At 72.6% G+C, this 24,791-nt stretch carries 16 protein-coding genes; 8 read left to right on the forward strand and 8 right to left on the reverse strand.

All coding sequences use genetic code 11. The features are described 5' to 3' along the window. Positions 1-102: 102 nt before the first annotated feature. Positions 103-1,701, reverse strand: coding sequence for an ArnT family glycosyltransferase (locus AB0C36_RS09190; protein WP_358351546.1), 1,599 nt, complete (start codon positions 1,699-1,701; stop codon positions 103-105). Between the two features lie 535 nt (positions 1,702-2,236). Here AB0C36_RS09190 and AB0C36_RS09195 point away from each other — a divergent pair. Both AB0C36_RS09195 and AB0C36_RS09200 read left to right on the forward strand, forming a co-directional pair. Then, entirely contained in the window at positions 2,237-2,965 is a 729-nt protein-coding gene (locus AB0C36_RS09195; protein ID WP_358351549.1) for a WecB/TagA/CpsF family glycosyltransferase, read from the forward strand. A gap of 122 nt (positions 2,966-3,087) precedes the next feature. Then, positions 3,088-5,373: an ATP-binding cassette domain-containing protein gene (locus AB0C36_RS09200; protein WP_358351552.1), complete on the forward strand. Its 2,286-nt coding sequence runs from the start codon at positions 3,088-3,090 to the stop codon at positions 5,371-5,373. A 62-nt stretch (positions 5,374-5,435) separates the two neighbouring features. Here AB0C36_RS09200 and AB0C36_RS09205 read toward each other — a convergent pair whose 3' ends face one another. Next, positions 5,436-6,785 (reverse strand): GAF domain-containing protein, encoded by a 1,350-nt coding sequence (locus tag AB0C36_RS09205; RefSeq protein ID WP_494410243.1) that lies wholly within the window; start codon positions 6,783-6,785, stop codon positions 5,436-5,438. Positions 6,786-6,925: 140 nt separating this feature from the next. Here AB0C36_RS09205 and AB0C36_RS09210 point away from each other — a divergent pair, with 140 nt between their 5' ends. From AB0C36_RS09210 to AB0C36_RS09235, 6 genes are all read left to right on the forward strand, one after another. Continuing rightward, the gene (locus AB0C36_RS09210; protein ID WP_358351558.1) at positions 6,926-7,735 is read left to right on the forward strand and encodes an alpha/beta fold hydrolase; all 810 of its coding nucleotides are present in this window, start codon (positions 6,926-6,928) and stop codon (positions 7,733-7,735) included. Between the two features lie 96 nt (positions 7,736-7,831). Further along, a complete protein-coding gene (locus AB0C36_RS09215; RefSeq protein WP_358351561.1) occupies positions 7,832-8,761 on the forward strand; it encodes an SAM-dependent methyltransferase in 930 nt (309 codons plus the stop codon). Positions 8,762-8,938: 177 nt separating this feature from the next. Continuing rightward, complete coding sequence (locus AB0C36_RS09220; RefSeq protein WP_358351563.1) at positions 8,939-11,680, forward strand: SpoIIE family protein phosphatase; 2,742 nt, start codon at positions 8,939-8,941, stop codon at positions 11,678-11,680. Then, a complete protein-coding gene (locus tag AB0C36_RS09225) occupies positions 11,655-13,781 on the forward strand; it encodes a SpoIIE family protein phosphatase (RefSeq protein WP_358351566.1) in 2,127 nt (708 codons plus the stop codon). The genes AB0C36_RS09220 and AB0C36_RS09225 overlap by 26 nt, the downstream gene beginning before the upstream one ends. Positions 13,782-13,962: 181 nt before the next feature. Continuing rightward, the gene (locus AB0C36_RS09230) at positions 13,963-14,658 is read left to right on the forward strand and encodes a polysaccharide deacetylase family protein (RefSeq protein WP_358351569.1); all 696 of its coding nucleotides are present in this window, start codon (positions 13,963-13,965) and stop codon (positions 14,656-14,658) included. A gap of 154 nt (positions 14,659-14,812) precedes the next feature. Next, positions 14,813-16,540: a hypothetical protein gene (locus AB0C36_RS09235; protein ID WP_358351572.1), complete on the forward strand. Its 1,728-nt coding sequence runs from the start codon at positions 14,813-14,815 to the stop codon at positions 16,538-16,540. A 132-nt stretch (positions 16,541-16,672) separates the two neighbouring features. On the opposite strand, the gene AB0C36_RS09240 is transcribed toward AB0C36_RS09235, so the two are convergent. From AB0C36_RS09240 to AB0C36_RS09265, 6 genes are all read right to left on the reverse strand, one after another. Then, positions 16,673-17,794, reverse strand: coding sequence for a glycerophosphodiester phosphodiesterase (locus AB0C36_RS09240; protein ID WP_358351575.1), 1,122 nt, complete (start codon positions 17,792-17,794; stop codon positions 16,673-16,675). Positions 17,795-18,058: 264 nt separating this feature from the next. Continuing rightward, the gene (locus AB0C36_RS09245; RefSeq protein WP_358351577.1) at positions 18,059-20,314 is read right to left on the reverse strand and encodes a (Fe-S)-binding protein; all 2,256 of its coding nucleotides are present in this window, start codon (positions 20,312-20,314) and stop codon (positions 18,059-18,061) included. A 128-nt stretch (positions 20,315-20,442) separates the two neighbouring features. Then, positions 20,443-21,477 carry an electron transfer flavoprotein subunit alpha/FixB family protein gene (locus AB0C36_RS09250; protein WP_358351579.1) on the reverse strand — a complete coding sequence of 345 codons (1,035 nt, stop codon included), beginning with the start codon at positions 21,475-21,477 and terminating at the stop codon, positions 20,443-20,445. A 38-nt stretch (positions 21,478-21,515) separates the two neighbouring features. Beyond that, positions 21,516-22,313, reverse strand: a complete 798-nt coding sequence (locus tag AB0C36_RS09255; protein WP_358351582.1) for an electron transfer flavoprotein subunit beta/FixA family protein — start codon at positions 22,311-22,313, stop codon at positions 21,516-21,518. A gap of 232 nt (positions 22,314-22,545) precedes the next feature. After that, positions 22,546-24,261, reverse strand: coding sequence for an alkaline phosphatase D family protein (locus AB0C36_RS09260; protein ID WP_358351585.1), 1,716 nt, complete (start codon positions 24,259-24,261; stop codon positions 22,546-22,548). A gap of 125 nt (positions 24,262-24,386) precedes the next feature. Continuing rightward, the gene (locus AB0C36_RS09265; protein WP_358351587.1) at positions 24,387-24,773 is read right to left on the reverse strand and encodes a RidA family protein; all 387 of its coding nucleotides are present in this window, start codon (positions 24,771-24,773) and stop codon (positions 24,387-24,389) included. Between the last annotated feature and the right edge of the window lie 18 nt (positions 24,774-24,791).

Below are 24,791 nucleotides of genomic sequence, written 5' to 3' on the forward strand. Positions count from 1 at the left end.
TCGGCCTGGGTTTGGCCGGGCAAGGTCCGCAACGCGGCGAGCGTGCGTGCCACGGTTCGCGGGCCCGGCGAGAATTTGAAGACACGACCTAGCGTCAGCCGGTCAGTAGCCGCGCCGCATGTCCGGCCACATGACCGACCACGGTGCGGTGGTCCCGGTGCACAACTGGACCTGCGCGTCCTGCTCCTCGTTGTCGACGTCCTTGCCGTTGTCGACGCGCCCGACCAGCCGGCAGCCGGTGAAGAAGCGGTCCTGGCCCTCGGCGTCGTCGATGCGCACCAGGAGCACCGGCCCGTTCGCCGAGTCCGGCGGCGGCCCCCAGTCGGCGAAGGCCATGTGGCCCGAGTACGGCTCGGGAAGGCCGCGTTCGGGTCCGTAGCGCACCAGCGCGCCCGCCTCCCCGTAGTTCCCGGCGAACACCACCGCACGGGCCTGCTGGTCGGCGGGGACCTGCCGCCAGCCGAGCGCGACCGCGTCGGCCAGTTCCGGCCAGCCGACCTGCTCGCCCTGCTCCTTGTTCATCGCGTTGGGCACGTCGAGCGAGTCGGCGGGCAGCACGGGCAGGGTGACGACCGCGTTGACCACCGCCGACACCGCCAACCCGGCGATGACCAGCCGGGCCCGGCCGGTACGCCACCCGTCGCGCATCCACCGCACGACGGGCGCACAGCCGGCCGCGGTCATGACCAGCAGCAGCGGCAGCGCGTAGTACGACTTGCCGCCGGTCGCCAGCACTGCGAGGCACACCAGCGGATAAGCGATGGCGACCGCCCGCGCCCAGCGCAGCGCCGGGTCGCGGAACAGCGCGACCAGTCCGGCGGCCCACACGGGGACCAGGAACGGCGACAGCATGATGATCTGCTGCGGCACGAACATCGCCCGGTTCTCGCCGCCGTCCTCCTCGCGGATGCCCTCCGCGACATCGAGGGTCGGCCAGTCGTGGTCGATCTGCCACAGCACGTTGGGCAGGGCCAGCGCCACCACGATCGCGGCGCCGACGAGCAGCCACCAACTGCGCAGCACCCGTCGGGGGCCGACCGCGAGCACGGCCACCAGGAGTGCGCCGGCGAGCATCGCCACGAGGTGCTTGTTGAACAGGCCGATGCCGACGGCGACGCCCATGGCCGGCCACCAGCGTCCGTCGCCGGTGCGCAGCAGCCGCAGTGCGATCCAGGTGATGACCAGCCAGCACAGCAGGTCGAACGTCGAGGTCGAGACCATGTGCCCGCTCGCGAGCACGTACGCCGACACCGTCGCGCACAGCGCCGCGAGCACCTGGACCCTTGGTGTGCCCCCGAGTTCGCGTGCGGTGAGGGCGACCACGAACACCGCGGCGACGGCGGCGAGCAGGGCGACCACACGTAACCCGGTGGGGGAGTCGCCGAACAACTCCGTGCTCGCGCGCGCGAGTAAGGGGGTGAGCGGCGGCTGGTCGACGTAGCCCCAGGCGAGGTGGTCGCCGGCGGCCATGAAGTACAGCTCGTCGCGGTGGAACCCGTAGCGGCCGGAGAAGGCGGCCTGCACGGCCGCGAAGACGACCGCGACGACGGCGACCGGCTTCACCGCGAACGCCGGGAGGTCCGGGATCCGGGCGGTGGCCGAGGTGGGGGTGGCGGGGGCAGTTGGGGCGGCGGTGGACGCGGGCGCCTCCGGGCGCGTTTCGGGATCCGGCCCGGTGCGCTTCGTCTGATCGGAACTCACAAGTCCCCCAAGATGGTTGACCACGAGGCGCCGCCGCACCGCGCCGACCTGCGGTCCACCGGGACCTGCCCGTCCCGCCGGAGCCGCCCCCAAGGATGCCTCGCCCCGTGGCGTTGCGAAACCCCTGGTCTTCAATCATCCGTTTGAATTTTGTTCGACGCCGCGCGGGCGGCGCGGGACGCGTCCGGGCCCCGGTGGACCCGTGCCAGGGCGGGTCGTCGCCGACCTGCGGGCGGAGGTCCTCTCCGGGCACAGGGCACAGGGCGTCGGGCACCGGGAGGCCGGTCGCCGGGACCGCGCGGGGCGGGTGGATCAGTGGCACGCGGGTGGGCGCGGTGCGCCGAACGGGTGGGCGCTTCGTGCGCGGCAGCGCGGAACGCCGTGCGCGCGGCGGGGGACCAGTACCTTCCGGAGTGGTTTGTCACATTGTCTTTAGATTGGGGCCTGCCATGCCGCACGTCGACACCGTCTTCACCGGTGCCGGTGGCCGCACCGGAGCGCGCCTGACCCGTGCACTCCTCGCGGGGGTGCGCCGATGAGCGGCATCGCACGCGTCGACGTCCTCGGCGTCGGCATCAGCGTCGTCAACCGGGCCGCCGCGGTCCACGAGATCACCCGGTGGATCGACACCGGCGAACGCCACTACGTGTGCGTCACGGACGTGCAGGGCGTCATGGCGTCCCGGCGGGACCGCGAACTCCGGCGCGCGCACAACGAATCCGGGCTCACCGTGCCCGGCGGCACGGCGATGGTCCGGGCCGGGCACCGCGCGGGCGCGCCCGGCATGCGGCAGGTGACCGGGCCGGACCTGATGCTGGACGTGCTGGCCCGCGCGGTGGAGCGCGGATGGACGTCGTACTTCTACGGCGGCGCGGAAGGCGTGCCCGAGATGTTGGCGAACCACCTGGGCCTGCGGTTCCCCGGCCTCAAGGTGGTCGGCGCCTACTCGCCGCCCTCCCGTCCGCTGACGCCGCGCGAGCATGCGGCGATCACCGCCCGCATCAACGGCAGCGGCGCGGACCTGCTCTGGGTCGGCCTCCCCACACCCGAGCAGGAGCGGTGGATGGCGGAGCACCGCGGCCGGCTCGAAGCCCCCGTCGTGCTGGGGGTGGGCACGGCGTTCGACAGCCACGCAAGCCGCAGGTCGCAGTCGTGGGCGACGGGACCACGCCGGCTGTGGCAGCGGTACGCGCGCGACAACCCGGCGTACCTGACCCGCATCGCGTTGCGGCGACCGCGGCTGCGCATGCCCGCGGACAGGTGAGGGCGAGGCGCGTCGGCGACGTGCGGCAGACGACCGCGCTCCGCCGAAGCGCGCGGGCGGGCGATGTCGGAGGCTTTGCATAGGGTGGCCGGAACCCCCGAACCGCCGCAAGGAGATCGCGTATGCCCGCCTCGTCCTCCGACCGCCGAACCGCCGCAGCGGACCAACACGACGTGATCCAGGTGCGCGGCGCCCGCGAGAACAACCTGCGGGATGTGTCGCTGGACCTGCCCAAGCGGCGTCTGAGCGTGTTCACCGGGGTGTCCGGATCGGGCAAGTCCTCCCTGGTGTTCGGCACCATCGCCGCCGAGTCGCAGCGGTTGATCAACGAGACCTACACCGCGTTCATCCAGTCGTTCATGCCGAACCTCGGGCGCCCCGACGTCGACGGGCTGCACAACCTGAGTGCGGCGATCGTCGTCGACCAGGAGCGCATGGGCGTCAACTCGCGGTCCACCGTCGGCACCGCGACCGACGCGTACACGATGCTGCGCATCATCTTCAGCCGGCTCGGGCAGCCGCACGTCGGCACCTCGACCGCGTTCAGCTTCAACAGCCCCGAGGGCATGTGCCCGCGCTGCGAAGGCATCGGGCAGACCTCCGACATCGACATCGACCAACTCGTGGACCGCACCAAGTCGCTGAACGAGGGGGCCATCACCGTCCCCGGCTTCAACGTCGACGGGTGGTACGGCCAGACGATGGCGAACTCCGGCTTCTACAGCCCGGACAAGAAGCTCGCCGACTTCACCGAGCAGGAGTGGGAGGACCTTCTCCACAAGCCCGCCTGCAAGGTCAAGATCGGCTCCAACAACATCAGTTACGAGGGCCTGGTCGTCAAGGTCCGCCGCATCTACCTCGCCAAGGACCGCGAGGCGATGCAGTCGCACATCCGCGCGTTCGTCGACCGCGCGGTCGTCTTCGCCGACTGCGCGGACTGCGGGGGCACGCGCCTGAGCGCGGCGGCGCTGTCGTCCCGCATCAACGGGCGCAACATCGCCGAGTGCTCGGCGATGCAGATCAGCGACCTCGCCGAGTTCGTACGCGGCGTGGACGACCCGTCGGTGGCGCCGATGCTGGCGAGCCTGCGCGCGCTCCTGGAGTCGCTGGTCGAGATCGGCCTCGGGTACCTCAGCCTCGACCGCACCTCGTCGACGCTGTCCGGCGGCGAGGCGCAGCGCGTCAAGATGGTGCGGCACCTCGGGTCGAGCCTGACCGACGTGACGTACGTCTTCGACGAGCCGACCGTCGGCCTGCACCCGCACGACATCCAGCGCATGAACGACCTGCTGCTCCTGCTGCGCGACAAGGGCAACACCGTGCTCGTCGTCGAGCACAAGCCCGAGGTCATCGCGATCGCCGACCACGTGGTCGACCTCGGGCCCGGCGCCGGGACCTCGGGCGGCGAAATCTGCTACACCGGGGACGTGGCGGGCCTGCGGGCGTCCGGCACGCTCACCGGCCGCCACCTGGGGCACCGCGTGCGGCTGCGCGACAGAGCGCGCAGGCCGACCGGGCACATCGCCATCGAGGGCGCGGACCAGCACAACCTGAAGGACGTGAGCGTCGACATCCCGCTCGGCGTGCTGACCGTCGTCACGGGCGTCGCCGGATCCGGCAAGAGCTCGCTGATCCACGGCAACCTGTCCGGCCGGGACGGCGTCGTGGTCGCCGACCAGTCGGCGATCCGCGGATCGCGGCGCTCGAACCCGGCGACGTACACGGGGCTGCTCAACCCGATCCGCACCGCGTTCGCCAAGGAGAACGGGGTCAAGGCCGCGCTGTTCAGCGCCAACTCGGAGGGCGCCTGCCCGACCTGCAACGGCATCGGACTGGTCTACACCGACCTGGCGATGATGGCCGGGGTCGCGTCGGTGTGCGAGGCGTGCGAGGGAAAGCGGTTCACGCCCGAGGTGCTGACGTACCGGCTGCGCGGCAAGAACATCAGCGAGGTCCTGGACATGCCGATCGAGGAGGCGTACGCGTTCTTCCCGTCCGGGCAGGCGCACACCATCCTCGGCCGGCTGAACGACGTGGGGCTCGGCTACCTGCGGCTCGGGCAGCCGCTCAACACGCTGTCCGGCGGCGAGCGGCAGCGCATCAAGCTGGCGATCCACATGGCCGAGAAGTCGTCGACGTACGTCCTGGACGAGCCCACGACCGGCCTGCACATGGCCGACGTCGACAACCTCCTCGCGCTGCTGGACCGCCTCGTGGACGAGGGCAACACGGTCGTCGTCATCGAGCACCACCAGGCCGTGATGGCGCACGCGGACTGGCTGATCGACCTGGGCCCCGGCGGCGGGCACGACGGCGGCGAGGTGGTCTTCACCGGGACGCCCGCCGACCTGGTCGCGAGCGCGGACACCCTCACCGCCCGCCACCTGCGCGACTACGTCAAGTCCTAGGCCGCCACGGCAAAGTCGCGCCGGGCGCGGGAGCTGCCCGGCGCGACTTTCCGGGCACCGTACTAGCGGTTGTGCGGGAGGGCCGCCCAGCGGATGGCGCTGTCGGGGTCGGCCGCGTCGGCGACGCGGTGCCGCAGGCGGTCGTGCAGCCGGTCGCGGAGCGCCGCGACGCCGGGGGCCCGGGAGCCGGGGAGCAGCGGCCCGGGGTAGCGGTCGAGCAGTTCGGGAACCGGCGCCGCGGCGACGTCGCGGTCGAGGGCGAGGAAGTCGGCCTCGAACTCGCCGGTGACGCGATAGGGGTCGGAGGCCAGTCGGTGGCCGAGGACGGCGCGCAGCCGGGCCAGTTCGGCGCGTACGGTGATGGCCCGCCCCTCGGGGCCGTACACCTCGGTGGCCAGGGCCTTCGCGGTCATGCCGCCCGGGTCGGCGAGCAGCAGCGCCATGATCTCGCTGTGCCGGCGCGCCAGTTCGTGGGTGGTTCCGGCTATCTCCAGGCTCGCCCGGGCGCGGCCCAGACCGTGGAAGCGCAGTGTCGGCGTGACGACCGGGCCGGTCGCGGCGTCGCCCGCGGTCACCAGGAACAGCCCGCCCGCGGCGAGGCGTTCCAGCAGCACGACCTGGCCGCCCGGGAGTACCGCGGGGCCTTCGCGCGGCGGACCGGGGAGCCGGGCCGGCAGCCAACCCGGCGGGTCGGAGTGCACGATGGCGCCGTCCGGCGCGGCTATCGCGCTGCGGGTGCCGAGGCGCCGGGTGAGGCGTTCGACGTAGCGGTTGCGCACCCGGGCGGTCTCGCGCAGGCGTACCGCCTCCAGTTCGGACAGCGCGAGCCGGCGCGCGGTGTCCAGCAGCGGCACCGCGAGCGGCTGCCAGTCGCGTTCCGCACACGTGAAGTCCAGGACGCCCAGCAATTCGCCGGTCGCGGGGTCGTGGATCGGGGTGGCGGTGCAGGTGAAGGCGGTTGCCGCGGAAAGGAAGTGCTCGGCGCCGAAGACCTGGAAGGGCCGGCCGGTCGCCAGCGCCGTGCCCACGCCGCTGGTCCCCGCGAACTCCTCGCTCCACAGCGCGCCCGGCAGCAGGTGCGCCCGCTCGGCGACGCGCAGGGTGGCGTGGTCGCCTTCGACCCACAGCAAGTGGCCGTCGGCGTCGCTGAGGAACAGCAGTTGCCCCGGGCCGGCGGTGGCCGCGGCCAGCGAACGCCGCAGCACCGGCCACACCTTGGCCAGCGGGTGCGCGTCGCGGCGCCGCGCGAGCGCGTGCTCGTCCAACGGCACGGGAGGCAGATACGCGTCCGGGGGAAGGTTGTTGCGTCGTGCCCGTGACCAGGAAGCCCGGATCGACGGGCGGACGTCGGAGGACGGCCCGCCGCCCCCCAAGGCGCGGTCCCGCGCCCGCGCGCCCCGTCGGTCCGACATACCGCCCACGCTACAACCCTGACGCAACCCCTTGCGTGCGCGTGCTCACAGCGTGGCGCGTCGGCCACAATCGGGAACCGAGTCGCCGAGCGTTTCGTCGAACTGGTCAGCGCCCGCTGTAGCGGAGGATGGGGTCCCCAGTGCCATACGTGGAGTTGTCCGACGGTCTGCCGCTGTCTTACGAGGACCACGGAACGGGCCGTCCCGTCGTCCTGCTGCACGGTTGGACGATGAACAGCGGTTTCTGGGCCGGCAACGTGCCCGCGCTGTCGGCGGACCACCGCGTCATAGCCCCGGACTTCCGCGGCCACGGCAAATCGGGCAAGACGCCTGAAGGCCATTCGATACCCCAATACGCCCGCGACGTCCGCGAGTTGCTCAAGGCGCTGGACGCCGAGGACGCCACGCTCGTCGGTTGGTCGATGGGCACCGCCGTGATCCTGTCGTACGTCCGGCAGTTCGGCTGCGACGGCCTGCGCAGCGCGGTCTTCGTCGACCAGTCGCCGCGCTTTCTGGACGGCCCCGACTGGGACTTCGCGCTCATGGGCGGCTACTCGGCGACCGATCTCGCGGTCTTCGCGCAGACCGTGCGGCACGCCCGGCCGCTGGCGATAAAGCCGTTCATCGAGGCCTGCTTCGCCAAGCTGCCGCCCGCGGAGAACGTCGACGCCGCCTATGCGGAGACGACGCAAACCCCCACGGAAGCCGCATTGGACGTGTGGATGGACATGGCGCACGCGGACTTCCGCGGGGTTTTGCCGGAAGTCCGCGTGCCGACCTTGTTGATCTACGGAGAACAGAGCAAGATTTTCCCCGGCGACCTCGCGGGCCACCTGGCCGACGCACTTCCGGACGCACAGGTGGAGCGCTTCGCCGAGAGCGGACATGTGCCATTCGTCGAGGAGCAGGGCCGCTTCGACACCGTCGTGACGGACTTCCTCCGCCGCTGACTCCCCCGTGACGGGTGGAGGAGGCAGCGGGGCCGCCCGGCGGGATCCACCCCCGGCCCGCCGGGTGCCCCGCGACCAGACCGGAGAACACGAGTGATGCCGATGCCGGAGGACGAGCGCGGGTCCCGCGCGCGCTCCGCATGCCGGGCGCCGGACGCGATGGGGGCGCAGCGACTGCCCCCGCCGCGCGGCCAGGCCGTGCCGCCGCAGGCGGCGCACCCGCCCGAGCCGCTTCCGGTGCGTGTCCCGCTGTTCCGTACCGACCGGCCGCACCCGGCCCGCATGTACGACTACTACCTCGGCGGCAAGGACAACTTCGCGATCGACCGCGAGGCCGCCGAGACCGCCCTCGCGGCGGCCCCGGAGATCCGCGAGATGGCCCGGCACAACCGGGGCTTCCTGCGCCGCGCCGTCGCCTTCGCGGCACGCACCGGGGTCGGGCAGTTCCTCGACATCGGGGCGGGCCTCCCCACCGCGGGTGACACGTACGACTACGCCCGCACCGGGTCCCGCGACGTGCGCGTGGTGTATGTCGACAACGACCCCATGGTCCTCGCGCACGCCCGCGCCCTGCTGGCCCGTCCCGGCGGCGCGGCGAGCGTGGTGGGCGGCGACCTGCGCGAACCCGAGGCGCTGCTCGGCAGCCCGGAACTGGGCGAGGTGCTGGACCTCGCGCGGCCGGTGGCGGTGGTCCTGACCGCCGTCGTGCACTACCTCTCCGAGGAGGACGACCCCGGGCGGATCCTGGCGACCCTCATGGGCGCGCTCGCCCCGGGCAGTCTCATGATCCTTTCGCACACCACCGGCGACGTGAACAGCGACTCCGCGCACGCGGCCGCGGACGCCTACCAGAGCGCGTCGACGTCGATGACGCTGCGCTCGCACAAGGAGGTCGCCGAGCTGTTCGACGGCCTGGAGATCGTGGAGCCCGGCATCGTGCAGGTGCCGTACTGGCGTCCCGACCGCCACCCGCGCGGCGGCAGCGACCGCATGTGGATGTACGCGGGAGTGGGCCGCAAGCCGTAGCGGTTCCGCAGCCCTTCCCGCGGCCGTTTCGCGCGGCCGCGCGCGGCCGTTCCGGGGTCCCTCCGATGTGCGGCTCCGCTTGACACGGGACCGGGGGAGGCGTACCCCGAGAACTATGTGCGAGCGATCGGCGCGGCACGCGCCGCGCCGCGCGAGCCGGCACGCAGGTACGGCACGATGACCGGCATCGCGCCCGAGCCCGGGGCTGTGCACAGGCGTGCCCACGGCCCCCAGACCCCCGCCCACCCTGCGCACGGGCCGCCCGCGCCCGGTCCCGGCGGCCACGACACCCTCACCGACGCCCTCGACGAGGCGCTCTCGACCGGGCTCGCCCAGGCGGTCCAGGCCACCGGCGCGTACGGCGGCGTCGCCTACCTCAGGTCACCCGATCGACGGGCTCTGGTGCTGGCAAAAGTCGCCGGCCTGTCGGTCTCCCTCGTCGACCCGTGGGGGCGCATCCCGGTGCACGGCGCGATGCCCGCCGCCGAGGCGTTCCGGACAGGGCGAATCGTTTTTCTCGCCGACGCGGGGGAGACGGTGCGGCGCTTCCCGCAGCTGGCGCTGGGCATGCCGTACGCCTTCGCCTCGGCCACCGCCGCCGTGCGCTGCGGGGACGAGGCCTACGGCGCGATCGTGCTCCTGTGGCCCGCGACGCCGGGCCAGGGCCTCACCGGGGCGCGCCGCCGCCGGCTGCGGGCGGCCTGCGTGCGCCTGGGCAACGTGCTGGCCGAGATCGCCGGCCGCGGCGAACCGGTCGAGTACGACGGCCCGCCGACCGCCGCCCCGCTGTGGACCCCGGTCCTGTCGCCGATCCGCGTCGGCCTGTTCGACTGGAACACCGAGACCGGCGCCTTCGCGGCCGACGACGTGCTCTGCGAGCTGTTCGGCGTGCCCCCGGCCGACTTCGACGGCCGCGCGACCACCCTGGCCGACCGCGTCGTATCCGGCGGCGGACGGGAGTTCCGTGAGGCCGCCCGGCGCGCCGTGGACACCGGGCGCGTGCTCGCGTGGCGCCTCCAGGTCGAGGGGGAGGGCGGCGTACGCAGGCTCCTGGAGCTGTGGGGCCGTGTCCCCGACGACTCCGGGCCGCACCTGGTCGGCGCGGTCCTCGACCTCGGCTTCGGCGCCGCCGCGGCCGAGGCCGTCGAGCGGCTGCGCGACGGCGTCTTCTCGCTCGACCCGGACGGCCGCATCACGTACGCCAACCGCAACCTCCAGGGCATGCTCGGGATCCGCCTCGAGGACGTCATCGGCCGCACTCCGTGGGAGGCGTTCCCGTGGCTGGCGGACCCCTCGTACGAGGACCGCTACCGCGCCGCGATGCTCTCGCAGCAGCCCGGCGCGTTCCTGGCCCGCACCCCGCACGACCGCTGGCTCGCCTTCTCGCTCTACCCCGACCCCTACGGCGTGACCGGCAAGGTCGTCCCGGTCGGCCCGCCGCCCGGCGCACCGGGAGGCCGTGGCACCGAGCACGACGACCGTCCCGCGCCCCCGCCGACCCTCCCCGCGACACCCGCCCGGCTCGGCGCGATCTACCACGTGCTCCAGATGGCCGGCGCGCTCACCGAGGCGGTCAGCGTCGACGAGGTCTGCGAGGTCGTCGCCGATCAGATCCTGCCGGCCTTCGGCGGTCAGGAGCTGGCCGTCTACATCGTGCGCGACGGCCGCTTCCACCTGGTCCGGCAGACCGGCTACCCGGAAGGCTTCCTGGATCCCTTCGAGGGGGTCACGACCGACGCCGGGCTGCCCGGCGTCGACGTGCTCACGCACGGCGTGCCGATCTTCTTCGAGTCGGTGAGCGACCTGACCGGCGCGTACCCGGGCATCCCCGTCGACGAGATGTCGTCGTGGGCGTTCCTGCCGCTGATCGCGTCGGACCGGCCGGTCGGCAGCTGCATCCTGGGCTTCGGCCGACGCCACGTGTTCAGCCCCGAGGAGCGCTCGGTGCTCACCGCGCTCAGCGGCCTGATCGCCCAGGCGCTCGAGCGCGCGCGGCTGTTCGACGCGGAATCCGCGCTCGCCCGCGGCCTCCAGCACGCCCTGCTCCCGCACCGGCTGCCCGACCTGCCGCACCTGGAGGTCGCCGCGCGCTACCTGCCCGGCACCCAGGGCATGGAAATCGGCGGCGACTGGTACGACGTCATCGACACGGGCAACGCCGTCGCCCTGGTGATCGGCGACGTCGAGGGCCACAGCGTCGCGGCGGCCGGGATCATGGGCCAACTCCGCAGCGCCGTCCGTGCCTTCTCGACCGGCGGCAAGGAACCGGGGCAGGTCGTCGCGTGTACCAACCGGCTGCTCGCCGACCTGGACCCGGGGCTGTTCGCCAGCTGCTGCTACATCGAACTCGACACGCGTACCGGCGTGTGCCGCATCGTCCGGGCCGGGCACCCGCCGCCGATCGTGTGCGGCCCCGACGCCGACGCCCGCGTCCTGGACGTGGCGGGCGGCACCCTCCTCGGGGTGGACCGCTCGTCCGACTACCCGGTGACACGGGTCGTCCTGCGCCCCGGTTCGCTCCTCGCCCTGTACACCGACGGCCTGGTGGAGGATGCGGGCGACGACATCGGCAACGGCATCGAACGGCTGCGCGCGTCCGTGGCCCGCGGCCGCCCGCCGGGCGGGTCGCGCGCGACGGTGGCGGTCGCCGACCTCGCGGACCGCCTGGTACGCGAGGCGGGCCGGGTCACCGACCGGGCCGACGACGTGGCCCTGTTGCTCACGCGCTGGACGGGGCAGGGAGAGAGAGGGAGCGAGACCCGGGTTGACACCGGGACCGCCACCGGGACCGACGACACCGGGACCGACACGGGGACCGACGACACCGGGACCGACACCGAGACCAATGCGGGGGCCGACGGGGAGCACCGACGACGGAATGAGGTGGAGAACCATGGGCACGCCGAACGCCCGGCCTGACGGCCGCGACGCCGACGAGCCCTGGAGGCTCCCGGCCGGCTGGGACTGGGCACTCGTCGACCACCTCCTCGGCCGCGCACCCCTGGGCATGGCCCTCATGGACACCGACCTGCGCTGCGTATGGCTCAACGACACCCTCGAACGCGGCGGAGGGATCCCGCGCGCGAAGCGCCTCGGGCGCACCCTCGGCGAAGTCCTGCCGGACCTCCCGGCCGCATCCATCGAGGCCAACATGCGCCGCGTGCTCGCCTCCGGCGAACCGCTGATCGATCTGGAGTACCGCGGGCGCACGGCCGCGGATCCGGAGCACGAGCACGCGTACTCCACCTCGTTCTTCCGGGTCGACGACCCGGCCGGGCAACCGCTCGGCATCTGCTACGTCGTCGTCGACGTCACCGACCGCTGGCGCGCCCGGCGGCGCATGGCGCTGCTGAGCGAGGCCGGCATGCGCATCGGCACGACGCTGGACGTCGCCCGCACCGCCCAGGAACTCGCCGACGTCGCGGTGCCCGGCCTCGCCGACTTCGCCGCGGTCGACCTGCGCGAGTCCGTGTTGCGCGGCATCGAGCCGGCCCCGGGCCCGGTGCCCGGCGACCCCGGCCTGCGACGCGTGGGGCAGCGCTCGGCCCGCGACGATCCGCGCGAGTCGTACGCCCGGAACGGCGAGTACGTCCCGGTCCGCGCCGACTCGCCCGCCGCCCGCTGCCTCGTCGACCGCCGCGCCGTCCTCGAACCGGTGCTCGACCCGGACTCGGTCGGCTGGATCGCCCGGGACCCCGAGGTGGCCCGCCGCCTGCGCGCGGTGGGGCTGCACTCGCTGATGGTGGTCCCGATCGCGGTCCGCGACCGCGTGCTCGGCGTGGCGCACTTCTTCCGGCGCGGCAGCCCCGAGCCGTTCGAGGGCGACGACCTCATCCTCGCCGAGGAGTTCGTGTCGCGCGCCGCGGTCAGCATCGACAACGCCCGCCGCTTCGCCCACGAGCACGCCGCGACGCTCGCCTTGCAGCGCAGCCTCCTGCCGCACGGGCTGCCCCGGCAGACCGCGGTCGAGGTGACCTCGCGCTACCTCCCCGCCGACGACCGCACCGGCGTGGGCGGCGACTGGTTCGACGTGATCCCGCTGTCCGGCGCGCGCGTGGCCTTGGTCGTGGGCGACGTCGTCGGCCACGGAACCCACGCGGCCGCGACCATGGGACGCCTGCGGGCGTCCGTGCACACCCTCGCCGACCTTGACATGCCTCCGGACGAACTACTCGCCCACCTGGACGACTTGGTCATGCGCTTCGTCGACGAGGAAGGCCGGGGCGAAGGCGGCCTCGACACCACGGCCCTGGGCGCAAGCTGCCTCTACGCGGTGTACGACCCGGTGAGCCGCGTCTGCACCCTCGCCCGCGCCGGCCACCCGCCGCCCGCACTTGTGCGTCCCGACGGGACGGTGGAGTTCCCCGACCTGCCGGCGGGTCCGCCGCTCGGGCTGGGCGGCATGCTGTTCGAGTCGACGGAACTCGAACTCCCGTCCGGCACCCTGATGGTGCTCTACACGGACGGCCTGGTGGAGTCGCGGGCCCACGACATCGACCAGGGCCTCGACCTGCTGGGCGTGGCGCTCGACCGCCCGGACCGCCCGCTCGACGACATCTGCGCGACGGTGCTGGACACCCTTGTACGCCAGCCGCCGGAGGACGACGTCGCGCTGCTGGTCGCCCGCACCCGCACCCTGGACGCCTCGCATGTCGTGTCGTGGGAGCTGCCCGCGGACCCGGCCGTGGTGGCGGAGGCGCGCGAGCGTACGACCCGGCAGCTCGCCGACTGGGGGCTCGACGACATCGCCTTCACCACCGAGCTGGTGGTCAGCGAACTGGTCACCAACGCGATCCGGTACGCCGCCGGCCCGATCAACCTGCGCCTGATCCGGGACGACAGCCTCATCTGCGAGGTGTCGGACGCGACGAGCACGTCTCCGCGCCTGCGGCACGCCCGTACGTCGGACGAGGGCGGCCGCGGGCTGTTCCTGGTCGCGCAGTTCACCCAGCGGTGGGGCACGCGCTACACGGCCGGCGGCAAGACGATCTGGGCAGAGCAACCGATCGCCGCCGCCTGAGGCCGCCGGGCCGGTCCCCGCGTCGCGGCCGACGCACGGCCCCTTCACCCGTCCGAGTCGTCATCGCGCGAAGTCGAATGCCCGGTTGGCGCCTTGGGTACGGCCCCTGCGGCGCCGCAGCGGCGCCTGACGCCGTGCCCGGTCCGCGTGCGCTCCGGGTCGAACGAGTTGGGGGATCCACGTGCGTGTTCGCGCCGTCGTCGGCGGGCTGGTCGTCGTGCTCCTGTCCGCACTCCTCGGCCCCGGGGCCGGGACCGCCGAGGCGGCGGGGGTGGACTGCCGCCATGCCAAGTGCGTCGCACTGACGTACGACGACGGACCCGCGGCGGCATCGACGGGACGCCTGCTCGACCACCTGCGCGCACACCGGGCCAAGGCGACGTTCTTCATGCTGGGCGTGCAGGCCGACAAGTTCCCGCGCGTCGCCCGCCGGGTGGCGGACGAAGGCCACGAGATCGCGAACCACACGTACGCGCACAAGGACCTGCGCACGCTCTCCACGACCGCCGTGCGCCGTGAGGTGAGCCGCTCCGCTACCGCGATCACCCGGGCGACCGGGCGCTACCCCTCGCTCGTGCGGCCACCGTACGGCGCGCACAACGAGCGCGTCCGGGCCGCGATCAAGGCGCCCGTCGTCATGTGGAGCGTCGACCCGCGCGACTGGGCCGACCGCGACGCACGCGTCGTCACGTCGCGGGTCCTGGGCAATGTGCGCCCCGGCTCGATCGTCCTGATGCACGACATCCACCGCTCGACCGCGGACGCCGCCCCTGCGATCATCACCGGGCTGCGCAAGCGGGGCTACCACCTCGTCACCGTCTCCGAGCTGTACGGCGGCACGAGGCTGACGCCGGGCAGGGTCTACACCAAGCGCTGACCGCCCGCGCTCCCGCACACGCGCAACCGGGCCGCACCACCCCTCCACAACCCGGCGCACCCCAAGCTTTGGGCAAACAACTCTCCCGGAGCCCCGGCCCGCTCGGCACAGGCCCGTGCCGCCTCATACGATGGTGATCAAGTGAGGGGGCGGTGTGAGCGTCAAGACCGTAGGACCGGCATGGTCGCCGGCAAGAGCGGGACTGGGCCCGGTCGCCGCATGGGCGTCGGCCGAGGGTTCGCCGCGTGAGGCATTGTTCCTGGGCTTCCCCGCCGAGCGGGGGTCCGAGGTGGACAGTGCCGTCGAGGCCGTACGCGGCCTCGGGGCCCGGACCGCGGTGATCGCGGACGTACCGTACGGCGTCCACCCGCCGGCCCCGGGCGGAGCGCGGCCGCGCGCCTCCCGTCCGTTCTCCCCGCGCGTGCTGCTGCTGCTCGGCGACGAGTCGGCGCGGCTGGCGGTGGGCTCGGCCGCACCGGTCGGCGCCTCGGGCGGCGACGCCCTGTGGACCTCGGTCGCCTGCGACGGCGGCGCCTCGCACGCGATGCTGGCCGACCTCGCGGACTGGCTGGAGATGCTGCCGGGGACCGTCGGGTTCCCGCCGTGGGCGGAAACCCATCTGCGCGACCTGGCCGACATCATCGCCGAGCGACATATAAGCGCCCCCGACGACACGGCGCCGGGGCAACCCGGTACCGAGGCACGCCTCCTGCACAACCTGCACGCTCCTCTGCTCGGCCGCCTTCCCGAGGGCCCCGTGGACGAACTGCATTTGTCCGCACCGGTGGTGGACGCCGACGCACGGGCCGTACGCGCCCTCGTCGAACGCCTCGCCCCCGCCCGCATCGCGCTCGCCCTCCCGCCGCCGCGCGTCGGCTACGACCCCGACGCGTTCGCCCGCGCCCTCGCCGGCCGCGACGCGGAGATCCGTATCGTCGACGACGCGCACATGCCGCAAGGACGCCTCGTCCAGTGGCGTACCGGCGACACCTGGACCGTGCTGACCGGCGGATCCGACCTCACCTGGGCCGCTCTCGGCGAGTCGGCCGGCGCCGGCGGGACCGTGGAACTCGCGGTCCTCGCGGGCGGCGACCCGGCGCTGATGCCCCGCGACGGGCTGCGGATCGCGCAGACCGCTGGAGACCCGGCGGTGGAGGCCCAGGATGCCGCGGCTCCGCGCGCCGCGGCGGTTGTCCCGCCCACAGCTGCACCGACGCCCACCGCGGCGCCGGTGTCGGCGCCGGTTCCGGCAGCCGTCCCCGCGCCCGAGCGGGTCCACCCGCAGGTGGCCGCGGCCGTCCCCACACCTGCTCCGGCTCCGGCACCCGCCGCACCCCCGGCCCCCGAAGCCGCGGACGCAGCAGTGCCCGCCGCGCTCACCCCGCCCGCGCCCACCCTGCCCGCGCCGAGCTGGCAAGAGGACGATTTCCTGGACGACACACCGGAGTTCGAGGGCCCGTACGCCGACGCCCTGGCGTCCCTCGCGCAGTCCGGCTGGTCGGCGGACGACCAGGACGGGATCTGGGAGGTCACCGGCTCGTTCGCCAACCCGCTGCCGGTGGCGGCGCAGGCGGTGGACGCGCTCGGGCCGCACCACGAGGGGCTGTTGCTGGTCCGCGCGGCGAGCAAGGGCCGCTGGGTGTTCCTCGCCTGGAACGGCCACGACCTCGTGATGCTGAAGCACGACCAGCCGGTGTGGCGGACGTACCGCGTGGACGCGCCCGCCACCCCCGGCTCGCGCTTCAGCGGCGGCAGCGTCGCCGTGCCCGGTCTGGTCGCCACGACCCCGCAGGTCAAGGGAGCCCCGCCGGTGCTGGCCGGCATGCTCGGCGAACTGGGCTGGGACTACCCCGAGTTGATCAAGCGGCTGTTCGTCGACTGACGGACCCCGCGCATGCCGTGCCGTGCGCGCACGACATGCGCGGGGACTCGGCAGCCGCCTCAGCCTCCGTGGCCTCCTGACGATCTCCGCGGGCCGCCGGCTTGCCGGGAAACCGGCGGGTCCGCCGGCGACTCAGTCCGGGAGTCCGGCCCGCGCAGCGACCGCCGTGTCCGGCTGGTCGGCGAACACGCCGTCCAGGCCGAGGCCGTAGAACAGCTCGTACTCTGCGGTGAGGTCGCCGCGGGCGTTCGGGTCGGCGCCGAGGCGGAAGTCGGTCGGCAGGAACTGGTTCTCGGCCCGGAACGTCCAGGCGTGCACGACCAGTCCGACGCGGTGCGCGTCGCGTACCACCGTCGTCGGGGCGAGCAGCTTGCCGCCCGCGTCACGCGGCACCAGCAGGTTCTTGTTGGTGCCCACGCCGTCCGCGTACGTCGAGATCCACTTCAGGTTCGCGGCCTTCGCGAGGTCCTGGTAGGTGCGCGGGTCGCCGGACACCACGAAGTCGTACGGCTTGCCGGCCGCGTCCAGCAGCTGCGCGAGCCGGACGTCCGTCATCTTGTCGAGCTTGCGCAGGTTCGCCGTCTCGAAGGATTGGACGATCACCGGCGCCTTGCGGCCGGTCAGCCGGTTCCGGCGCAGCAGGTCCACCAAGGGCTCCTCCAGGGGGAGGCCGATGGACTGGAAGTATGTCGGGTGCTTCGTCTCCGGGTAGATGCCGACCGTGCGGCCGAGCCGACGGCCCTCGCTGCGTGCGAGGTCCACGACCTCCTGGAGCGTGGGCACCTCGAAGCGGCCGTCGAAGGTCGTGTTGGTCGGCCGGACCAGCGGCAGGCGCTCCTTCGCCCGGAGCGTCTTGAGCTCGGTGAGCGTGAAGTCCTCGGTGAACCACCCTGTGACGGACACCCCGTCGATGGTCTTGGTCGCCTTGCGCCCCAGGAACTCCGTGCGCGTGGCGACGTCGGTCGTACCGGAGATCTCGTTCTCGTGCCGCGCCACCAGCACGCCGTCCCGCGTCGCCACGAGGTCGGGCTCGATGTAGTCGGCACCCATGCGGATCGCGAGACGGAACGCCTCGAGAGTGTGCTCCGGACGGTAGCCGCTGGCCCCCCGGTGCGCGATCACCAACGGCTCCGCGGACGACCGCGACGGCCGGTCTCCGCTGCCGTGCGCAGATGCGGGCCCCGCGGCGCCTGTCGTGACCAGGGTGGCAAGCAGCGCGCCGGCCAGCCCGAGTGCGGGAAGAACACGTCTCAACGTCGTCTCCTGTCGTTTGACCCGGCTTTCCGAGCTGAGTCAAACGACGAAGGGCGACGCGGGGTGGCGGTGGACCTGACACACGGATGAAGCTCTCGCGAACGTCCGGAGCACCCCGCTACCGGGTAGTCCCGCACACGACGGCGCGGCAGCGCATCGCGACCGGGGACCATCCTCCCCGACCGAAGCCCCGGCCCGGACGACGGCGTACGAGGCGGACCGCCCCGCGAGTCCGGTCCGGTCCGGTGATTTCTGCGGCCGGGACTACGCCTCCCCGGGGACCACCGTCGATTCCGGGGGCTTCGGGGTGTCCGTCTCCGGTGTTGTGCCGTTGGATGACGTGGTGGCGGCTTTGCCGTTCTCCGCAGGTGTTGCGGCTGTCGTCGTCGGCTTCTCGGGCATTCCGGGGCGGCGGCGGATCGACTGGAGCAGGACCTCCGACACGTCGGTGACGCGTACCGACTCGGCTGCCTTGCCTTCCTGCTTCCGCACCGCGACGCCGTCGGTCAGCATCACGATGCAGTACGGGCACGCCGCGGTGACCAGGTCCGGTTCGGTGCCCAGCGCCTCGTCGGTCCGGGTCTCGTTGATCCGCGTGCCGATCGTCTCCTCCATCCACATGCGCGCGCCGCCCGCGCCGCAGCAGAAGGAGCGTTCCCGGTTGCGCGGCATTTCGGTGAGGCGAACTCCCGGAACACTGCCGAGAATTGCGCGCGGCGGGCTGAACACGCGGTTGTGCCTGCCGAGGTAGCACGGGTCGTGGTACGTCACCGCGGCGTCGATCTCGTTGGTCGGCACGAGCTTGCCGTCCTCGACCAGCTTGGCCAGCAACTCCGTGTGGTGGACCACCTCGTAGTGGCCGCCGAGCTGCGGGTACTCCTTGCCCAGGGTGTTGAAGCAGTGTGCGCAGGTGACCACGATTTTCTTCGTCTCGCGCTCGCCGAACGCGGCGTTCAGCGTCTCGACGTTCTGCGTCGCCAGTTCGTGGAACAGCAGTTCGTTGCCCATGCGCCGGGCGGCGTCGCCGGTACAGCCTTCGTCGCGGCCGAGGACCGCGTACCCGACGCCCGCTTCGTGCAGCAGCTCGGCGACCGCGCGGCTGGTCTTCTTGGCGTGGTCGTCGAGTGAGCCGGCGCAGCCGACCCAGTACAGGTACTCGACGTCCTCGGGGATCTCCTCGCCGCCCAACACCCGGACCTCGAAGGGGAGTCCGGCGGCCCACTCCATCCGGGCCTTCTTTCCGCGTCCCCACGGGTCGCCCTTGCGCTCCAGGTTGCGCATCATCGAGGCGGCTTCCTTGGGGAACTCCGACTCCATCATCACCTGGTAGCGGCGCATGTCGACGATGTGGTCGACGTGTTCGATGTCGACGGGGCACTGCTCGACGCACGCGCCGCAGGTGACGCACGACCACAGGACGTCGGGGTCGATGACGCCGTTGACGTCCGAGCCGCCGACGAGCGGGCGTTCGGCCTCGGCGATCTGTTCCGCGGGGAGTGCCGCGCGGGCCTCGTCGGAGGAGGCGAGCAGGTACGGGGCCTTGGCGAGCGCGTGGTCGCGCAGCGACATGATGAGCAGCTTGGGGGAGAGCGGCTTGTCGGTGTTCCAGGCGGGGCACTGCGACTGGCAGCGGCCGCACTCGGTACAAGTCGCGAAGTCGAGCAGGCCCTTCCAGGTGAAGTCCTCGATCGCGCCGCGGCCGATCTTGTCGTCCTCGTCGGGGTCGTCGAAGTCGACCTTCTTGCCGCCCGAGTAGACCGGGAGCAGCGTGCCGAGGGCGCGCGGGCGCCGCGAGAACAGGACGTTCAGCGGGGCGAGGAAGATGTGCAGGTGCTTGGAGTACACGACCAGCACCAGGAACGTCAGCACGATGCCCAGCGACAGCAACACCGCGACGTGTTCCAGGATTTCGTTGTTGTGCTCGCCCATCGGCTCCAGCACCTCGCCCACCGCTTCGGAGGCGAACGCGCCGTTCTCGAACGGGAAGGTGCCGGTGTTGGTCTGCGAGCCGCGGAAGAGCAGCAGCGTCCACATCACGTTGAAGATCATGAACAGCACCAGCCACGCGGCACCGGTGTGCGAGCCGAAGAACCGCGAGCCCCGGCCCTCCCGTTCGGGCGACTGGCGCAACCGGATCGCGGCGAACGCCACGATGCCGACCAGGACGGCGACGATGAAGGTGTCCTCGAGGGCGCCGAGCCACGCCATCTTGCCGATCAGCGGAATGTGGAAGTCCTCGTCGAACAACGCCCCGTAGCCTTCGACGATCGTCGCGCCGAGGATCACGAAGCCCCAGAACACCGCGAAGTGCGCGGCCCCCGCACCGGTCCACTTGAGCAGCTTGCGTTGCCCGAACACCTCGGTGGTGACGGCCCACAGCCGGGTCCCGACGTCACGTGTGCGGTCCGGGTCTACCGGCTGGCCCTTGCCGCCCAGCCGGTAGAGGGTCAGGACACGCCGACCGGCGAGCGCGAACGCCACCGCCGTGATCGCCAGTCCGATGACGAGTCGTGCGACCACTTACGCCTCCGCGAGGTCTCGGGTACCGGTACGCCGTGCCCTGTGCTCCGTTCTCGCCGTGCTGTTCCGTCGTGCCGTTCCGTTGTGCTGTTCCGTTGTGCTGTTCCGTCTGCTGTTCCGTTGTGCTGTCAGATCGCTTCGGTGGCGGCCGGGTTCCGGCGCCGGGCCAGTTCCTCCAACAGCGCGGGGAGCACTTCGTGCAGGTCGCCGACCACGCCCACGTCGGCGATCCGGAAGATGGGTGCCGTCGGGTCGCGGTCGATCGCGACGATCGTCGCGGCGTGCTGGATCCCCGCGCGGTGGTGCACGGACCCGGAGATCCCGCACGCGATGTAGAGGCGCGGATGCACGATCGCACCGGTCTGCCCGATGAGCGCGTCGTGCGGGCACCACCCCAGATCCGCCGCCGCGTGGGTCCCGCCGACCGCCGCGCCGAGCGCGTCCGCGACCTTCTCCACCAGCGCGAACCCCTCGGCGGAGCCGACGCCGCGGCCGCCCGCCACCACCACCGAGGCGGCGGCCACCGACGGCCTGCGGTCCGGCTTGCGGGTACGCGCCACCACGCGCACCCGGCGGTCCGCCTCGGGCAGCGTGACGCGCATCAGTTCGACCGCCGGTTCCGCGATGGCCTCGGCGGGAGCCGGGGCGGGGGCGGCACTTCCGCAGGCGACCGTGATCACCGGCGCGGTGCCGCGGACCACCGACTCCACGCGGTAGGCGCCGCCGCACACTTCCTGCACGGTGACCGGCCCGTCCGGGTCCGCGAACACGTCGACCGCGTCCGTGACGATCCCCGAGCCGAGCCGTACCGCGACGCGCGCGGCGATCTCCCGGCCTTCGCGGTCGGACGGCACCAGCACGGCCGCCGCGGACATCTGCCAGGCGAGTTCGGAGATCGCGTGCACGGCGACGGCAGTCGAGGCCACGCCGCGCGCACCACCGGCGCCGGCTGTTCCGACGGCCGGTTCCGCCATGTCCTCGACCACGCAGACGCGTGTCGCGCCGTACCGTCCCAACGCCGCGATGACGCGCGGCTCCACGGGCCGCCGTACGACCGCCACGGGCGAGCCCAGCCGCCGGGCCATGCCGAGCAACCGGTACCCGGACACACAGACGGCGCCTTCGGCGCCGTCACATTCCACGAGCACGAGCACAGGTTGCATGCAGAGCCTCCCGCGCATTCCTCGGCCGGACCGCCGGCTCAGATCAGTTGGTGCTCCGACAGGTAGCTCGCGAGCCGTTCCGCCGCATCACGGGCGTCGCCGCGGACGATCAGGGCCGGTCCCTGTCCCGCGTACGGCGTCACGCTGCGCACCACGGTCGCCGACGCGCCGAGGCCCACTTCGTCGGGGCGGATCCGCAGGTCCGCGAGGGACCACGTGCGTACGACCTTGCCGCGCGCCTCGACCACCGAGCGGTACGCCGGATAGCGCGGCTCGCCGACCCGTTCGGTGACCGACACGACGGCGGGCAGCGTCAGGGCGATGTCGTCCGTGGTCGGACCGGCGTCGCGGCGTACCACGACCTCGTCCTCGCCGGCCCACACCGCGTCCGCCTCGCACGCCACCGGCACGCCGAGCCGCTCGGCGACCATGGCGGGCACCACGGACATCCCGGAGTCGGTGGACGCCGTACCGCACAGCACCAGGTCGAAGCCGATGCGGCGGACCGCCGCGGCCAGCACCAGCGACGTCGCCTGCGCGTCGGAGCCGTGCAGCGCGTCGTCGACGACGTGCACGGCCTCGTCCGCGCCGAGGGCCAGGGCCCGCACCAACGCCCGTGCGGCGCCCGGTGGTCCCATCGTCACGACGCAGATCTGCACGTCCATGCGGCGCCGGGCGATCCGCATCGCCTGTTCGACGGCATATTCGTCGGGCTCGCCGAGCCGACAGGTCAGTGCCTCCCGGTCCACCGTCAGGTCGTCGGCGAACACCCCGTCCGTCAGGGGACGGTCGACGGTCTCGTCGGGGACGTGCTTGACCAACACCACAAGCTTCACCGCTGCTCGCCTCCGCTCAGCTGCGGATCGTGCTGCCGGATGCCGAGTGTAGGGGCAGCGCATCACGATCGACAGGGGGTCGCGAGCATTGGATCAGCGGCGAAATCCCTTGCCACGCATGATCATTCGTCACCTTGATCGATGCGCGGAGAGGATCACGGGGAGGGTCGCGGATGGTTGGGGCGTGATCCCCAGGCGCGTGATGCCTCCGAGGGTGCGACGCCCCGCCGCGTCAGCGGAGTTTGGCGGTTCCGATACGGCGCAGCCACGGCTCGCCGCCTCGGCGGGGCCGCATGGCGCGGTCCAGGGCCAGTTCGGCTCCGCGGCCGTGAAGGGTGAGGGTCATCAGGTGGTTGCCGAACCAAGGCCCGCCGAGTTTGGTCCAGTGCACCGGCTTGGGCGGGAGGTCCGCGTGACGGGCGAGGAAGGTGCCCAGGCGGGTGGCCGCGGCGCCCCAGCCGAGGCGGAAACCGATCCGGATTCCGGCGGGGACCGCGTTGTGCAGCGGCGAACAGGTGAACTGGACGACGCGGGAAGGCCGTTGGGAATCTCCGCCGACGGTGGAACGGGCGTCGCGGTCGAGCCAGTGGGCCTCTGCGGCGTACGCGTGGTGCACGTCGCCGGACAGTACCGAGATCGTCGCGGGCGGCCGGCCCTCGGCTTGGGGACCTTCCGCGGAGATGCGCTCCAGCAGTGCGGTGAACGTCGCGAAGGACTCACGGAAAGCGGCCCAGTGCTCCAAGTCACCGGCGCGGCGCACCTTTTCGCTGAGGCGGGCGATCCGCGGCCCGCGTGCGCCCGCGCACAGCGCCTCGTTCCAGGACTCCAGATCGTGGATGGCATGCGGCAGCAGCCAGGGCAGTGAGCTGCCGATCAGGAGATGGTCGTAACCCCCCTCGTCGAACTGCTCTTCCGCCCAAGCCATTTCGCCCGAGCTGATGATGTGGCGGTGCTTCGGGGTGAGCACGCGTCCGGCGCGGGTGTCCAGCATGACCAGGCGGGTGCGTCCGAAGTCGCGGCGGTAGCTCCACCACGCGCGCGGGCTGTCCTGGTCGTCGTTGTCCGCGTCGGCATCGGCGCGCAGGGCGAAAGAGCGGAGGATCTCGTCGGCCTGTTTGGCGTCGGCCGCTTCGCGCACCGCGATGTAGGTCTCGTCGGCGGCCAACGCTTCGGGGTCCAGGTTGCCGAGGTGCTGGTACACCCAGTACGAGGCGAACGCCCCGCTGATCCGCTCCGACCACCACGGCAGTTGCGCCATGTCGGCGCGCCACGAGTACGAGGTGTTCCAGTCGTCCACGATCTCGTGGTCGTCGAAGATCATGGCGCTCTGCACCGTCGAGAGCAGCCAGCGGATCTGCGGGTCGCTCCAGGACTCCTGGTAGAGCAGCGCGTATTCGTCGAAGTCGGCGACCTGCGGGCCCGGCGGCCGGCTGAGGTCGCGGCGGGCGGCGAGGGTGTCCCGCATGCGTTCGGAGATCTCGTCCGCGTACACCTGGTCGCCGAGCAGGAGCAGGGCGTCCGGCAGTTCGTCCGGGGTGCCGCGCGCGAGCCGGGACGCGAGGGTGTCGAGAACGTCCGGGTCGAGGTGGCGCTCGTCGGGCTCCTCACGGCTGGGCGGGCGCGACCACCGGCACGAGCCGAAGGAGATTCGCTGGGGCTCGGAGTCGTCGCCCACCGTACGGATCATGCTCGGCGGGAACACCGAGGGGCGCGGGGGCCACACCTGGTGTCCGTCCAGCACCACCCGGTAGGGGCGCGTGCGGCCGGGAGCCAGGCCCTCGACGACCACGATCGCGTAGTGCCGGTCGAACACCGACCAGGTGGCGGCCTCGCCCGCGGCGTCGTCGCACTCCACGCGTACGGTCCCCGGCCCGTCGGTCTCCACCCACACGGTGGCGGTCGTGCGTCCCGCGTAGCGCAGCACGGGGCCCAGCACGAGGTCGGCCATTGCGGCACCTTTCCTCTGCCGGCTCGGTGGCCGGATCGGTTTTTGGCTCCGCCATGTGTCTGCCCGGTCGTGGGCAGGGTACGCGGAAGCGCCCTGCCCACCGAGCCGGGATGCCGCACGCCCCGTCAGCCCGCGGCGATGACCTCCACCTCGACCAGCCACTCGCCGACGAGCGTTTCGGCGACGATCGCGGTGGTCGGGACGGCCCGGCCGTTCAGGGCCGCCACGCGCGCGGCGGCGTTCGCCTCGGCGTAGGACGCGTCCCGCAGGTAGCTGGTCAGCCGCACGATGTTGTCCACCGTCATGCCGGCGGAGGCGAGGATGGCCCTGATGTTCGTCCAGAGCAGATCGAGTTGTTCGGCGAGGGTGGCGCCGGGCTTTCCGTCGGGGGCCAGGCCCATCGTGCCGGCCACGAACAGCAACCGCTCGGCGCCGCGTACCTCCATGGCGTGCACGTAGTCGTCGGTGGCCGGGTAGACGCCCTCGGTCGGGTTGTGCGGCAGAAGCTGCATGCGCTAGCCCTTCAGGAT

It is taken from the genome of Streptodolium elevatio, assembly GCF_040649515.1.
GTDB classification, from domain to species: Bacteria; Actinomycetota; Actinomycetes; order Streptomycetales; family Streptomycetaceae; genus Yinghuangia; species Yinghuangia elevatio.